The organism is Alteromonas sp. MmMcT2-2, from assembly GCF_022348305.1.
GTDB classification, from domain to species: domain Bacteria; phylum Pseudomonadota; class Gammaproteobacteria; order Enterobacterales; family Alteromonadaceae; genus Alteromonas; species Alteromonas macleodii.
Map to the genome: position 1 here is coordinate 41,033 of NZ_JAKRFA010000003.1, position 14,407 is coordinate 55,439.

Annotated in this window: 12 protein-coding genes; all 12 read left to right on the forward strand. The window is 47.2% G+C overall.

The genetic code is table 11. From position 1 onward, the window contains the following. Window positions 1-12: 12 nt before the first annotated feature. Window positions 13-837, forward strand: coding sequence for a hypothetical protein (locus tag MHM99_RS03275; protein WP_239218118.1), 825 nt, complete (start codon window positions 13-15; stop codon window positions 835-837). Window positions 838-1,328: 491 nt separating this feature from the next. Next, on the forward strand, window positions 1,329-1,787 hold the full coding sequence (gene mraZ, locus MHM99_RS03280; RefSeq protein ID WP_012519465.1) for a division/cell wall cluster transcriptional repressor MraZ: 459 nt from the start codon (window positions 1,329-1,331) through the stop codon (window positions 1,785-1,787). Beyond that, window positions 1,784-2,725: a 16S rRNA (cytosine(1402)-N(4))-methyltransferase RsmH gene (gene rsmH / locus MHM99_RS03285; protein ID WP_014950437.1), complete on the forward strand. Its 942-nt coding sequence runs from the start codon at window positions 1,784-1,786 to the stop codon at window positions 2,723-2,725. The genes mraZ and rsmH overlap by 4 nt, the downstream gene beginning before the upstream one ends. Continuing rightward, window positions 2,722-3,057: a cell division protein FtsL gene (ftsL, locus tag MHM99_RS03290; protein ID WP_014950436.1), complete on the forward strand. Its 336-nt coding sequence runs from the start codon at window positions 2,722-2,724 to the stop codon at window positions 3,055-3,057. The genes rsmH and ftsL overlap by 4 nt, the downstream gene beginning before the upstream one ends. Next, window positions 3,054-4,829 (forward strand): peptidoglycan glycosyltransferase FtsI, encoded by a 1,776-nt coding sequence (locus MHM99_RS03295; protein ID WP_014977227.1) that lies wholly within the window; start codon window positions 3,054-3,056, stop codon window positions 4,827-4,829. The genes ftsL and MHM99_RS03295 overlap by 4 nt, the downstream gene beginning before the upstream one ends. After that, window positions 4,819-6,384 carry a UDP-N-acetylmuramoyl-L-alanyl-D-glutamate--2,6-diaminopimelate ligase gene (locus MHM99_RS03300; protein WP_239218120.1) on the forward strand — a complete coding sequence of 522 codons (1,566 nt, stop codon included), beginning with the start codon at window positions 4,819-4,821 and terminating at the stop codon, window positions 6,382-6,384. Before MHM99_RS03295 ends, MHM99_RS03300 begins: the two co-directional genes overlap by 11 nt. Continuing rightward, a complete protein-coding gene (murF, locus tag MHM99_RS03305; RefSeq protein WP_239218122.1) occupies window positions 6,381-7,790 on the forward strand; it encodes a UDP-N-acetylmuramoyl-tripeptide--D-alanyl-D-alanine ligase in 1,410 nt (469 codons plus the stop codon). The genes MHM99_RS03300 and murF overlap by 4 nt, the downstream gene beginning before the upstream one ends. Continuing rightward, window positions 7,784-8,866, forward strand: coding sequence for a phospho-N-acetylmuramoyl-pentapeptide-transferase (gene mraY, locus MHM99_RS03310; RefSeq protein ID WP_014950432.1), 1,083 nt, complete (start codon window positions 7,784-7,786; stop codon window positions 8,864-8,866). Before murF ends, mraY begins: the two co-directional genes overlap by 7 nt. Window positions 8,867-8,887: 21 nt before the next feature. After that, window positions 8,888-10,405, forward strand: coding sequence for a UDP-N-acetylmuramoyl-L-alanine--D-glutamate ligase (gene murD, locus MHM99_RS03315; RefSeq protein WP_239218124.1), 1,518 nt, complete (start codon window positions 8,888-8,890; stop codon window positions 10,403-10,405). Further along, window positions 10,402-11,826 (forward strand): cell division protein FtsW, encoded by a 1,425-nt coding sequence (gene ftsW, locus MHM99_RS03320; protein WP_049586055.1) that lies wholly within the window; start codon window positions 10,402-10,404, stop codon window positions 11,824-11,826. Before murD ends, ftsW begins: the two co-directional genes overlap by 4 nt. After that, the gene (gene murG / locus MHM99_RS03325) at window positions 11,819-12,961 is read left to right on the forward strand and encodes an undecaprenyldiphospho-muramoylpentapeptide beta-N-acetylglucosaminyltransferase (protein WP_239218126.1); all 1,143 of its coding nucleotides are present in this window, start codon (window positions 11,819-11,821) and stop codon (window positions 12,959-12,961) included. The genes ftsW and murG overlap by 8 nt, the downstream gene beginning before the upstream one ends. Next, the gene (murC, locus tag MHM99_RS03330; RefSeq protein WP_239218128.1) at window positions 12,961-14,406 is read left to right on the forward strand and encodes a UDP-N-acetylmuramate--L-alanine ligase; all 1,446 of its coding nucleotides are present in this window, start codon (window positions 12,961-12,963) and stop codon (window positions 14,404-14,406) included. Before murG ends, murC begins: the two co-directional genes overlap by 1 nt. Window position 14,407: the final 1 nt, after the last annotated feature.

The window sequence follows — 14,407 nt, forward strand, 5'->3', positions numbered from 1 at the left end:
AGGACAAAAGACATGAACACTAACACTAATAAGCTAAAAACTACGCTAACTGCACTATCATTTATCACGGCTTCAGTATTTACAGTCTCAGCAGCACATGCAGCTACACAAAACGAAGTACAGGTTACCGCTGTCGATCCTGAAGGATTCGATGACAACCTCTACGGTGCAAGGTATGTGCGCTACCTGGAAGAAGTTAGCGGAAACAGCGGCGCTTACCTTATAAACCCTTATCTTCAGCGTGTATCGAGTTTATCTGGTGGTTACGCCAATTTAGATGGTGCCGACTTTTTTAATCTTGGAGCGACGTTTTACATCGATGAAAACTTAATGTTAGCAATCGAAGGGGTTCATAGGAAATGGAACAATGGCTATGGCGAATCTGATAGCACCGACATAAATGCTAAGCTGGGTTACAACTTATCACGTGAGTGGCAAGTTGGCGCAGGTTTGACTTATCAGCACTTCAGCACTGAATATGTCTTCGAAGATGACGTGTTTGAAGCTAGCGGTAACGAATCTTCTGCATTAATTTTTACTCGTTACACAACTGTTGGAAAGGAGGGTAAAGGCTGGGACTTTATGGCCGAGTATATAGCTGAAAGTAATGACGTTTTTTATGGCTCAGCTCGTTACTTTTTCAATAAAGGTTTTAGTGTTGCTGGCTTGTTCACCTATTCAGATGCGCCAGACGGCTTTGTAAATGAGAAGGCTGTTGGAGTAGCACTCGATTATTGGGTTAATGAACAGTTTTCAATATCAGCAAGCTATGAAACGGATATTGATGGGGAAGAAAGCAGTGACGTTGCTTCACTCTCAGCATCCTATCGTTTCTAAGTTAGGACACCTTGATTATTGCTATGCGTCAGCACGCGTTGGTGTAAATGCAGTGAGTTAGCACTAGTCGTGTTAACTCACTCGTTTTTCAACATACAGATGAGGCGCAGCTGGTTGAATTTCGACTCAGCTTACGCGCAATACCGCTGAAAACAGCGTTAAACATAATCGTGAGATCTCGCCGCTCATTTACAGTCAAAAACAGCAGTTCATCGATTAATTACACCTTTATTTTTTCTCACCTGAATATTTTTTAATCTTTTTTACACGCCTAATCATACACTTCCTAAAAACACTGTATATCCAACCAGTTTAAACCCAGTGTTTATGCGGCCTTCACGCCTTTTTTCTACTTGACAGTGGGGATCATTGATACCTAAACTGTATCTCAGTGGGTAAATGTGGCGAATTGTGGATCAAATCATCATCACTTTGCAGATTAGTACTCAAAAAACAAGAAAACCAAGAGCAAATAATAAAAGGCTAGGGGAATGTTCCGCGGCGCTAACGCAATCAATCTGGATACAAAAGGCAGACTGGCTATACCGACGAAGTATCGTCAGTCGCTGCTGGATGATTGTCAGGGACAACTGGTCTGCACAGTCGATACACAACAAAGTTGTTTGCTACTTTACCCACTTCCCGAATGGGAAGAGATTGAGCTTAAACTCTCTAAACTTTCAAGCATGATCCCAGCCGAGCGTCGCTTGCAGCGATTGCTACTAGGTTATGCTTCTGAAGGTGAGATGGATAAAAGCGGGCGCATTCTTGTTCCTACTCCACTGCGAAGTTTCGCAAAACTCTCAAAAGAAGTCATGTTAGTTGGTCAGTTAAACAAATTCGAAATTTGGGATGCCGATATTTGGGCACAACAAGTTGAAGCTGATATAGACACCGAACGCAAAGGCGAATTTGAACTTACCGAACGATTACAGGACTTTTCTCTATGACGCAGCCTAGCGAATTTAAACATATTTCAGTATTGCTTGATGAATGCATTGAAGCCCTAGCGATTAAACCGAACGGTATCTACATTGACGCCACTTTCGGCCGTGGGGGGCACTCAGCACATATTTTGGATGCATTGGGTGAACACGGGCGTCTCATCGCCTTTGACCGTGATCCGCAAGCAATCAAAGCGGCAGAACGTTTCGCCGATGATAAGCGTTTTAGCATTATCCACTCACCATTTGGTGATATGGCAGAAGAAATCGAAGCGCTGGGACTAACCGGTAAGATTGACGGTGTGCTTATGGATTTGGGGGTGTCTTCACCTCAGCTAGATGATGCTGAGCGTGGTTTTAGCTTCCTTCGTGACGGCCCGCTGGATATGCGCATGGACACCTCACGTGGACAAAGTGCTGCAGACTGGTTGGCTAACGCCGAAGAACAAGACATTACGCAGGTTATTAAAGAGTTTGGCGAAGAGAAGTTCGGCAAACGCATAGCCCATGCCATTGTAAACACGCGAAAAGAAACACCCATTACGCGCACAGCTCAGCTAGCCAAAATTATCGACGAAGCGGTTCCTGTAAAGGATAAGTTTAAACATCCGGCAACCCGTGCATTCCAAGGCATTCGCATTTATATCAATGCGGAACTTGAGCAACTTCGTGTTGGCCTTAAAGCCGCCACACAGGTGTTGGCGAAAGAAGGACGTCTTGCCGTTATTTCGTTTCACTCTCTTGAAGACCGTTTAGTAAAACGCTTCATTAAGGATCAAAGTAAAGGGAAATCAGTACCGCACAACTTACCGATTACTCAGGCTGAAATAGATGCAGATAAAGTGTTAAAAGCCTTGGGCAAAGCGATAAAACCTTCAGAACAGGAGATTGCGAACAACGTTCGCTCTCGCAGTTCGGTATTACGTGTGGCAGAAAAGTTATGACCAAAGCCGCGCCAGACAAGGCCAGCACTAATTTTAAATTACTGCTAATAATTGTTTCAGATTTGACCCGCAACAAGTTGCGGGTTTTGTTGTATTTAATGGTTATCACAAGTGCCATGGCAGTGACACTAAGCAGTCATCACAACAGACAGCAGGTCATTGCCCTTGAAGACCTTATGCAAGAGAAAGATGAGCTTGATGTCGAGTGGCGTAACCTGGTGCTTGAGCAACGCGCGTTGACCGAGCATAACCGCATAGAAAACCTGGTTGAAAAACAGTTAGAAATGTACCGTCCAACCGCAGACGATGAAGTAGTGGTGAAGTTAAAATGAGTACAACAGCACTTTCTCGCCAACGTAAAAAAACCGGTGCAAAACAAAATGTCACGCCAAGCTTAGTGCACTGGCGCTTTGTCGTTGTGCTTGTTGTTATTATGCTAGTTTTCAGCGTGCTCGCCGCCCGTGCAGCCTATATTCAAGTTATTGAGCCAGACGAGCTAATTCAACAGGGCGACAACCGCACACTAAGAACCCGTGATATGCCAACCTATCGCGGGCTCATTACCGATAGAAATGGTGTTGAGCTGGCGGTGAGTGTGCCTGTTCGGGCCATCTACGCAGACCCTAAGGTTATCCATGAAAACAACGGCTTCGAGGAAGAGCGCCGTTGGGAAGCGCTGGCAGATGTACTGCGCCAAGACGTCAATGAACTCAAAGAAAAAGTGGCAAACCCCAAACGCCGCTTTGTTTACTTGCAGCGTCAGGTGTCGCCTGCCATGGCAGAGTACGTTGATAAACTGGACATTCCAGGCATTTATCTTCGCCGTGAAAGCCGCCGCTACTATCCTACAGGTGAAGTTTCAGCGCAGTTAATCGGCGTAACCGATGTTGACGACACGGGCGTTGAAGGCTTGGAACGCATGTATAACGAGTGGCTAACGGGCACGCCGGGTTCTCGTAAAATACGCCGCGATGCGAAAGGCCGTCAGGTAGAGATCTTAGAAACAAAATCAGGCGAAAAAGCCGGCGACCTGCAGCTGACTATTGATCAGCGTATTCAGGCACTTGCTTATAAAGAAATTAAAGAAGCCATGATTTATTACCAATCAAGCTCGGCTTCCGCCATTGTCATCGATGTAAAAAGCGGTGATGTGTTAGCCATGGTGAATGCACCGTCGTTCAATCCGAATGACAGAAGCGATATTTCTGCGCACAGAATGCGTAACAGGGTTATTACCGATGCGTTCGAACCAGGCTCGGCGCTAAAACCGCTGGCCGTCCTTACTGCATTAGAGTTCGGTGAAGTGGAGCCTGAAGACTCAGTAAACACTCATCCAGGATGGATGCGATTAGGCGGCAGCCTAGTAAAAGATTCGCGCAACTACGGCGAACTAACGCTAGAAGAAATTATTCAGCATTCCTCAAATATGGGGACGTCGAAGCTGGCGCTTTCTGTGCCTAAACAGTTCCTGCTGGATACCTATTACAATATGGGCTTAATGAGCGATACCGGGCTTAATATGGCGGGTGAGAGTAGCGGTATCTTTCATGAGCGCAGCCGCTGGTCTGAATTTGAGCTAGCCACGCTGTCATTTGGATACGGCATTTCGGTTACCACTGCACAGTTGGGGCGTCTTTACGCAACGTTGGCGAACGGCGGTATTAAAACACCGCTTAATGTAATCAAGTCGCCAGAGCAACCTTCATGGCAGGCTCAATCTGAGCGGGTGATCAGCGAAGAAAACGCTAACGCTATTGTTCAAATGATGGAAAGCGTAACCCAGCGTGGCGGCACAGCAACAAAAGCGTCGGTACCAGGTTATCGCGTTGCTGGGAAAACAGGAACAAGCCGAAAAGCGGTGGCCGGCGGGTACGGCGAAGAGTACGTCAACATTTTCGCCGGTATCGCACCTGTGTCTGACCCCAGGCTAGTAACTATTGTATTGATCAACGAACCTGGCGGTGATTTGTATCACGCGGGGGATACCGCTGCACCTGTCTTTTCATCAATTATGGGTGGCGCACTGCATATGTTAAACGTTACGCCCGATGACAAGCAGGTTACATCTAGCCGCTTATTGAAAGGAGGTCAAAGTGGTAGTTAGTGCCTTTATTCAAAGTATAAAAGCTTTATTGGCGAAATTTGGTGTAGACGCCCCAGATATCCGCATTGAAGGTTTAACGCTAGACAGCCGAGAAGTGAATACACGCTTAGCTTTCTTAGCAATTAAGGGCCACGAACGTGATGGTCGAGATTTTATACCCCAGGCAATAAGTTTAGGGGCTCGTGTAATTCTGGCGCAAACTGAAGACAGTAGTGCCCATGGTCAGATGGAAATGCGTGACCACAGCGTCATTATCTCGCTGTATGAATTACCACAAATGCTCTCTGCATTAGCTGCTGCATTTTACGACTACCCTGCTCAGAAAATGACGACGGTAGCAGTGACAGGGACAAACGGAAAAACCTCTACAGTTCAATTGCTTACCCAGCTTAAGGATGCGTTAGGTACACGTAGTGCAAGCATCGGAACTCTAGGGAGCAGTGTGTTTGAAGGCGATGAAACCCAGTGGTCGAACACGCCGGCAGCAAACACTACGCCCGATGCCATACGTATGCAGTATTTGTTGGCAGACTTTGTGCAAAGTGAAGTGCGCCATACGGCCTTCGAAGCAAGTTCTCACGCATTGGTTCAAGGTCGGCTTGGTACAGTAAAAACCGATATCGCTGTTTTCACTAACCTTACTCGAGATCATCTCGATTACCACGGCACCATGGAAGAGTACGGCAAAGCCAAGCGCTTGCTGCTTCAGCAGCCAGGTTTAAAGGCTGTGGTATTAAACGCTAATGATGATGAAAGTAAGAAGTGGGATGGTGCAGCAGATAAGTCGATTACACGCATCTGGACAGGTATAGACGAAAGTGGTCTGGATGGAAGCGGTGAAAGTGAATACTTGCGAGAGCATAACAATCCTCAAAGTCGCCATTGTTTCGCCACAAATGCTTCTTATCATGCAGATGGATGTAGCTTTGAACTGGTGAGTTCGTGGGGAAGCGCTGCTATTTCGCTGCCACTATTCGGAAAGTTCAATATCAGTAATGTATTGAGTGCTATAGGTACGTTACTCGCTGAAGGTGAGCGTTTTGATGACGTGGTTAACGCGGTAAATGCAATCACGCCTGTACCCGGGCGAATGGAAGTTTTCCCTGTAACGGGTGCGGCTAACTTAGTGGTGGACTACGCGCATACGCCAGACGCTCTGGAGAAAGTGCTGTTAAGCGCCAAATTCCATACAACGGGCAAAGTGTGGTGTGTGTTTGGCTGTGGCGGAGACAGAGACAAAGGCAAGCGACCGTTAATGGGGCAGGCTGCCGAGGTTGGTGCTGACGCTATTGTGATCACCACAGATAACAGTCGCAGTGAAAGCCCTGAATCTATCGCCGAGGATATCATTGCGGGTTTGAAAAACCGTGAGCTGGCAGTGTCTATTCCCGATCGCGAGCAAGCTATTCGTCATTGCCTTGAGCATGCGCATGAAAGCGACATCATCATCGTGGCCGGAAAAGGCCATGAAGATTACCAAATTATCGGTGACAAAAAGACTAACTATAACGAACGTGCAGTTGTGGCGCGACTGCAACAGGAGTACAGCAAATGATAACAACAACGCTGTCATGGATAGCCGAAAAGGTTAATGGAAAATTATTGAAAGGCGCTGCTGACGTTGAAGTGTCTGCAGTAAGTACCGATACCCGCACCCTAGAAGATGGCGCAGTTTACTTGGCTTTGAAAGGTCCGAATTTTAACGGCCATGATTTTATTTCAACGGCGGAGAAAGCGGGAGCAAGTGCGGTTATTGCCAGTGAAGACGTAGCAACCTCGTTACCTGTCATCATGGTTGAAGATACCAAAGAAGCACTTGGTCTATTAGGTTCGGCAGTAAAAGCTTATGTGGCGCCCAAAACGATTGCGATTACCGGAAGCAGTGGCAAAACCACCGTAAAGGAAATGTGTGCCGCTATTTTGGAGCGAAGAGGCAATGTATTAGCCACAAACGGTAACTTCAATAATGATATCGGTGTGCCGCTAACCCTTCTACGCCTTGAACCTCAGCATGAATATGCAGTGATGGAGTTAGGCGCAAATCACATTGGTGAAATCGCCTATACCACGAACCTTGTTAAGCCGGACGTCGCGACTATCGTAAACGCCGCCGCTTCTCATCTAGAAGGCTTTGGAAGTTTGCTAGGTGTAGCGCGCGCCAAAAGTGAAATTTTTAAAGGCTTAGGCAGTGACGGCGTGGCGGTAGTCAATGTTGATAGCCAGTTTTCTGAATTTTGGCAAGGCAAACTTAAACAGATCAAAACGCTAACGTTTTCGCCCCAGCAGAAAAACGATGCTGATTTTAGAGCAGAAGATATCACTATTGGGCTAGATGGGTGCGCCGCATTCCACTTGGTTTGCCCGCAAGGAGATATGTCTATTCAGCTTACTATTCCTGGCGTTCACAACGTGGGGAATGCCCTTGTCGCTGCGGCATTAACGCTGCAAGTTGGCGCCACACTAGAAAACGTGCGCGACGGCTTACTTGCCATGAAGCAAGTTAGCGGCCGCTTGAATGTAAAGCAGCTTACCGAACAGGTTCGCCTGTTAGATGACACCTACAACGCCAACGTGGCGTCTGTAAATGCGGCAATTGATACGCTAAGTAGCTTTTCAGGTATCCGCGTTCTTGTTCTAGGCGACATGAAAGAGTTGGGTGAAAAAGCGCGTTTTTACCACGAGCAGGTGGGGGAATACGCTAAACAAAAAGGAATTAATTACCTGTATACCATGGGTGTTTTGAGTCAATCAGCCAGTGCTGTGTTTAATGAAAACGGTGGCCATTTCAGCGATGTTGAAAGTTTGTTGGCCGCAATGAAGAGTGATTTGTTAGTGCAGCAGCGCGATATTTCAATTTTAGTTAAAGGTTCACGCAGTTCCAAAATGGAACGTGTGGTAGAGGCGGTCGAGGCCTCTACGCTGGGAAAGCACGATAGCCGTCGGGAGCGAATAGCATGTTAATTTGGCTAGCCGACTGGCTGACACAATTCGATTCAGGGTTTAACGTATTTTCATACCTTACCCTTCGTGCAATTTTAAGCACGCTGACCGCATTACTTATTGCCATTCTTATTGGCCCTAAGATGATTCGTTATTTGCAGCGTATGCAAATTGGTCAAACTGTACGAGACGATGGCCCGCAAAGCCATTTGTCAAAATCAGGCACACCCACTATGGGCGGGTTACTTATACTCGCAGCAATTGTAGTAAGCGGCCTGCTTTGGGCTGACCTGACTAACCGTTATGTGTTGGTAACCCTTACCGTGGTTGTGGCTTACGGTATTATTGGGTTTGTTGACGACTACAGAAAAGTGATCCGCAAAGATTCGAAGGGGCTTATCGCCCGTTGGAAATATTTCTGGCAATCTGTAGTTGCGTTAGGCGTCGCATTCTACCTATACAGCAGTGCAACAATAAGCGCTGAAACCTCACTACTGGTGCCTTTCTTCAAAGAAGTGTTTCCGCAGCTGGGGGCGTTCTTCATCATCATTACTTACTTTGCCATTGTAGGCACCAGTAATGCGGTAAACCTTACCGATGGCTTGGATGGACTTGCCATCGTGCCTACTATTTTAGTGGCGGGCGCATTTGCCATATTTGCTTATGTAACAGGTAATGCGAACTTTGCCGAATACCTGAATATTCCTCATATTCCGCTCACCAGCGAACTGGTGATTGTGTGTACCGCCATGGTCGGTGCAGGCTTAGGCTTTTTATGGTTTAACACGTATCCGGCACAAGTATTTATGGGTGACGTTGGCTCACTAGCGCTAGGCGGCACACTAGGTGTGTTAGCTGTATTAGTGCGCCAAGAACTCGTGTTAATCATCATGGGTGGTGTTTTTGTTATGGAAACCCTGTCGGTCATCCTTCAGGTAGGTTCTTACAAATTGCGTGGCCAGCGTATTTTTCGTATGGCGCCTATTCACCATCACTATGAATTGAAGGGCTGGCCAGAGCCGCGCGTAATAGTGCGTTTTTGGATCATTTCAATCATTTTGGTGTTGGTGGGTCTTGCTACCCTCAAACTTAGATAAGCGGTAAAGAGATAAGTATTAATGTCGTATAACGTACGTGAGCATAGTTATGTAGTCGGTGGCCTAGGTGTTACAGGTCAGGCTTGCGTGCGCTTTTTGTTGCAAAAGCAGGCAACGGTTAAAGCATTTGATACCCGTGCTAATTTTACTCTAGTTACCGACCCTGATTCTGATCTTGATACCGACATGCAAGCGTTTATGGCAGAGAAGGTCACTTGCACTGCTCTAAGCGAAGATTACTTTGATGGTGTAGACACCTTGGTGTTAAGCCCGGGGCTTGCTCTGAATATTGAACAAGTGGCTTTAGCGCAAAAGTGTGGTGTTGAGGTGATCGGCGACGTGGAATTGTTTGCCCGATTAAATGCCTCCACGAGTGATGCTACGCCAGCTAAGCGCGTAGTAGGTATAACCGGCTCTAACGGTAAAACCACGGTTACTTTATTAGTGAACCATCTGCTCAAAAGCTGCGGCGTAAAAAGTATTGAAGCGGGTAACGTAGGTCGCCCTGTGCTTGAAGCGCTTCAAAGTGATGCAGATGTAGTGGTGATGGAGTTATCAAGTTTTCAACTTGAAACAACGTCTAGCTTGGTGCTCGAAGCTGCAACTGTCCTTAATATTTCCGATGATCACCTAGACCGTCACGGTACCCTTGAAGCCTATATCGATGCCAAGCATCGCATTTTTGATAACGCGAAATCTGCGGTTGTGTGGCGAGACGGTGAGTTTGTAGCACCTTACGAGCAGCTTATTACCGATGCTAAGGGGATTGCTGCATCAAATGCAGTATCTGATGGCGAATCTAATGCCGCGTCTAATGAAGAGTCGCTAGCGTCAAAAAATATCGTTGAATATGGACTGGGAGAGTCGACCACAGGGCTTGCGATTGCGTCTTTTGACGGTGACGATGAACAAAGTCTATATATAACGTTTAAAGGCGAAAAGCTTATTGCCCTTAGCGATATTCATTTGGCGGGCATGCACAACGTACTAAACATCATGGCTGCATTGGGTATCTGCCTTCAGCTAGGTGTTTCGCCAGCGCTCGCGGTTAAACATCTACACAGTTTTAAAGCTGCACCACATCGATGTGTGGAAATAGCCCGCGTAAACGACATCCGCTATATCGACGATTCCAAAGCAACCAACATTGGCGCCACGGTAGCTGCCCTTGAAGGGTTAGCTCCGACTATACAAGGGAAGCTCATTCTTATTGCAGGTGGTGACGCTAAAGGCGCTGATATAGCCAGCCTCTCGCCTTATCTAACTAAATATGTATCGCACGTGTTTGCTTTGGGCAAAGATGCACACCTGTTTGAAAAGAGTTTTGCGCATACAACTCGTGTGGCAACGATGAAAGACGCCGTAAAAGCAGCAACAAGACTTGCAGCCCCTGGTGATGTTGTGCTGCTTTCGCCTGCGTGTGCAAGTTTAGATATGTTTAAGAACTATATGCATCGCGGTGACGTGTTTAAACAAGATGTACACGACCTACTTAATCTACACAGTCAGAGCGACGACGCTGTGGAGGCCACATCATGATTGCTGCCTCTACCAAACTTAGCGCGTTGTTTGCCGCGAAGCACGACGGACAACCTTCGGCAACGCATCCCTATGACGTGACGCTTATCTTAATTGCGCTCGCGCTAATGAGTATTGGCATTATTATCGTCACCTCGGCGTCGATGCCGGTGGCCGATAGGCTGCACGACAACCCCTTCTATTTTGCTATTCGCCACGGTATTTACATTGTTGGGGCGATCGTTGCCGCTATGGTAGTGCTGAATTTGCCCATGCAGTTTTGGCGCATGACCAATCCCTATCTTCTGCTCGCGGCCATCGCGCTATTACTAGCAGTTCTGGTAGTGGGAAGAACTGTAAACGGGAGTACCCGTTGGTTGGCGATTGGGCCTATAACCATTCAAGCTGCCGAGCCTGCTAAGCTCTTTTTCTTTGCCTATTTGGCTGGTTATCTGGTTCGCCGCTACGAAGAGGTGACCGAAAATCTAAAAGGATTTATTAAACCCCTTGTCGTGTTCTTTGCGTTAGCGATGCTATTACTGCTACAGCCAGACTTAGGTACCGTCGTTGTGATGTTTGCAACCACGATTGGCTTGCTGTTTTTAGCGGGTGCAAGACTTTGGCAGTTCTTCGCACTGGTATTTGCAGGCATATTGGCGGTTGTAGCGCTTATCGTGTTTGAAGAATACCGAATGAAACGGGTTACTTCCTTTTTAGACCCTTGGGCTGATCCGTTTGGCGCTGGTTATCAGCTAACCCAGTCTTTAATGGCCTATGGCCGGGGTAACTGGTTTGGGCAAGGCCTAGGCAATAGCTTGCAAAAACTGGAATTCTTACCCGAAGCACACACTGACTTTGTTATGGCCATCTTGGCGGAAGAGCTGGGCTTCGTTGGTGTGCTTGCCGTGCTTGGTCTTATTTTGTGGATGGTTTTACGTGCGCTAAGCATTGGAAACAAGGCACTTGAAAAAGGGCGAGCGTTTGATGGTTACATGGCTTACAGCATAGGCATCTGGTTCAGTTTCCAAACGGCGGTAAATATTGGTGCAAGCGCAGGGATTCTGCCAACAAAAGGGTTAACACTGCCGTTAGTTAGCTACGGCGGCTCGTCACTTATCATCATGTCAGTAGCAGTAGCCATATTACTTCGTATCGATTTTGAATTACGGGTTGATGGCGTACAGGCGATTGGCCGGGGCGACAGCAAATCCGGTAAGAGCAAGGCCCGCCGTAAAAAGCCTATTCCTACAAGCGCGTCGCAAACTAAAGCGTCACAAGCTGAAGGTGAGGCAAGTGTAGAGAGCGGGGCCGATGAAGCGGATTTTTCTACAGCGACGGTTGAAGCTAAACCTAGCGCCAAAACATCAAGCGCAGAAGATGAAGGAAAAGCTGGCATTAAAGCTATACTCGCTCGCGTGGCGCAGGAGGCGGATAATGGCTAAGCGTTGTTTAATTATGGCTGGTGGTACAGGCGGGCATGTTTTTCCTGGTCTTGCAGTAGCTAATGCGCTTCGAAATGAAGGCTGGGATATTCATTGGCTGGGCACCGCTGAGCGAATGGAAGCGCAAGTTGTGCCTAAGCACGACATTCCCATTCACTTTATTCCGGTAAAAGGGCTTCGTGGCAAAGGTATTTCCGCACGTATTCAAGGTGCTGTCGCTTTAGTAAAAAGCTTATTTTCTGCAAGACGAATTATAAAACGTCTACAGCCGGATATTGTTGTCGGGTTTGGTGGCTATGCCAGCGGACCTGGTGGCGTTGCAGCAAAAAGCTTAGGTATTCCTGTGATAGTGCATGAGCAAAATGCAGCGGCTGGCATGACTAATAAGCTTCTCAGTAAATTTGCAAGCTGTGTGCTTCTTGGCTTTAACGATGCTAAAGAACAATTTTCAGGGGTTGCGGATAAAGTGCATACTGTTGGTAACCCTGTTCGCGATGAAATTTGGCAGGTGATGCCTAAAGCTGAAGATAATAACGCAGGCGCTCATGCTAACAACCTTGAAAACCCTTTAGGAAACAACAGTGGGGACAAGCAAGGTTTAAATATGCTTGTGGTTGGCGGAAGTTTAGGCGCTCAAATACTGAATGAAACTGTGCCCGGGACATGCGGTGTATTAGAAGGCTTATCGATAAAGCACCAGTGCGGTAAAGGCAACAGTGAAAGTGTTACCCAAGCTTATAAATCCGCAGGCGCTGATATGTCGAAAGTTGATGTCAGTGATTTTATCGATGACATGGCCGCAGCCTATGAATGGGCTGATTTCATTGTGTGTAGAGCCGGGGCGCTCACTGTCAGTGAAGTAGCAGCGGCAGGACGTGCGGCTATCTTTGTTCCGCTACCTTTTGCAGTGGACGATCATCAAACGAAAAATGCGCAGTCGTTAGTGAAGCAAAATGCGGCACTGATGATTGCTCAATCAGTATTAAAAGAAAATTTAGGGCAGGTGGTGCGTCAGTGGTTACAACACCCTGAAGACTGCTTGAATATGGGGCGCGTCGCAAAAACATGTGCGAGCACCCATGCCACGGAAAATGTAGTAAGCCACGTTAAAAGCGTGGTAGGAGTAGGGGACTAATGGTTTTTAAAACCCCATTTGAAAGCCCGCAAATGCGCAGGGTTAAAAGTATATTCTTTATTGGCATCGGTGGTGCCGGTATGGGTGGTATTGCAGAAGTACTGCTGAACGAAGGTTATGCAATTGCTGGCTCTGACATTCAAGAAGGGCCAATGACACAGCGCTTAAGCGAATTGGGCGCTGATGTGAAAATAGGTCATCGCGCTGAAAACGTTGAAGGCATGGACGTTATTGTGGTTTCTAGTGCCATCAATGAGCAGAACCCAGAAATTATCGTTGCTCGTGAAAAGCGTATTCCCATCATTCGCCGTGCTGAAATGCTGGCAGAGCTAATGCGATTCCGCCACGGTATTGCAGTAGCGGGTACCCATGGAAAAACGACCACAACCAGTTTGATTTCGACGATTTTCGCAGAAGCCGAGTATGACCCTACCTTTGTTATTGGTGGCTTGCTTAACAGTGCTGGTACGAATGCACGCTTAGGTAAAAGCCGCTACCTTATAGCAGAGGCTGATGAGAGCGATGCATCGTTTCTTCACTTGCAGCCAATGGTATCGGTTGTGACCAATATTGAAGCGGATCACATGGATACCTATGGTGGCGACTTCTCAAAGGTGAAAGATACCTTTGTTGATTTCTTGTCGAACCTACCGTTTTACGGCCAAGCCATTGTGTGCGGTGACGATGCAAATATTCAAGAGATTCGCCCTCGCATAGGCCGAAGCATTCTCACCTACGGTTTTGAGTCTCACAACGACTATCGTGCAGAGAATATTTCACTGTCATTCGGTAAAGCGAGTTTTACCGTTATTCGACCAGAGCGTGAACCGCTAGATATTACGTTGAATCTTACCGGCAACCACAATGTGCTTAATGCGCTTGCCGCTATCGCGGTAGCAACCGACGAAGGTGTAGATGACGACGCTATTATTCGTGCATTAGCTAGCTTTGGCGGAATAGGTCGTCGATTTGAGCAGCTAGGCACGTTTACTACCAGTAAAGGTGAAGTGTGTTTGGTGGATGACTATGGTCACCACCCAACGGAAGTTAAAGCAACTATAGCTGCTGCTCGGGCCAACTGGCCTGATAAGCGCTTAGTTATGGTTTATCAGCCTCACCGTTTCACGCGAACCCGCGATCTCTATGAAAATTTCGTTGAAGTGTTATCCAGTGTCGATGCACTGTTGCTTCTAGATGTATATGCCGCCAGTGAACAGCCTATTGAAGGCGCTGACAGTAAAGCGCTATGTCGTTCAATTCGTCAGCGTGGTCAAATAGAGCCCGTATACGTAGGTGACAAAGACGCCTTACCAGCTATTCTGGCGAATATCATGCAAGATGGCGACATTGTCATGACACAAGGCGCGGGAAATATCGGACAAATTGCTAAGCTCTTAGCTCGTCACGCGCTAGAGCCGATCACACTTGCAAAGGAAGGGGAATAAG

Coding starts and splice junctions, on each gene's coding strand:
- mraZ (WP_012519465.1), top strand. CDS start 1,329: ATGTTCCGCGGCGCTAACGCAATCAATCTGGATACAAAAGGCAGACTG.
- MHM99_RS03275 (WP_239218118.1), top strand. CDS start 13: ATGAACACTAACACTAATAAGCTAAAAACTACGCTAACTGCACTATCA.
- mraY (WP_014950432.1), top strand. CDS start 7,784: ATGTTAATTTGGCTAGCCGACTGGCTGACACAATTCGATTCAGGGTTT.
- rsmH (WP_014950437.1), top strand. CDS start 1,784: ATGACGCAGCCTAGCGAATTTAAACATATTTCAGTATTGCTTGATGAA.
- murG (WP_239218126.1), top strand. CDS start 11,819: ATGGCTAAGCGTTGTTTAATTATGGCTGGTGGTACAGGCGGGCATGTT.
- murC (WP_239218128.1), top strand. CDS start 12,961: ATGGTTTTTAAAACCCCATTTGAAAGCCCGCAAATGCGCAGGGTTAAA.
- ftsW (WP_049586055.1), top strand. CDS start 10,402: ATGATTGCTGCCTCTACCAAACTTAGCGCGTTGTTTGCCGCGAAGCAC.
- ftsL (WP_014950436.1), top strand. CDS start 2,722: ATGACCAAAGCCGCGCCAGACAAGGCCAGCACTAATTTTAAATTACTG.
- murF (WP_239218122.1), top strand. CDS start 6,381: ATGATAACAACAACGCTGTCATGGATAGCCGAAAAGGTTAATGGAAAA.
- murD (WP_239218124.1), top strand. CDS start 8,888: ATGTCGTATAACGTACGTGAGCATAGTTATGTAGTCGGTGGCCTAGGT.
- MHM99_RS03295 (WP_014977227.1), top strand. CDS start 3,054: ATGAGTACAACAGCACTTTCTCGCCAACGTAAAAAAACCGGTGCAAAA.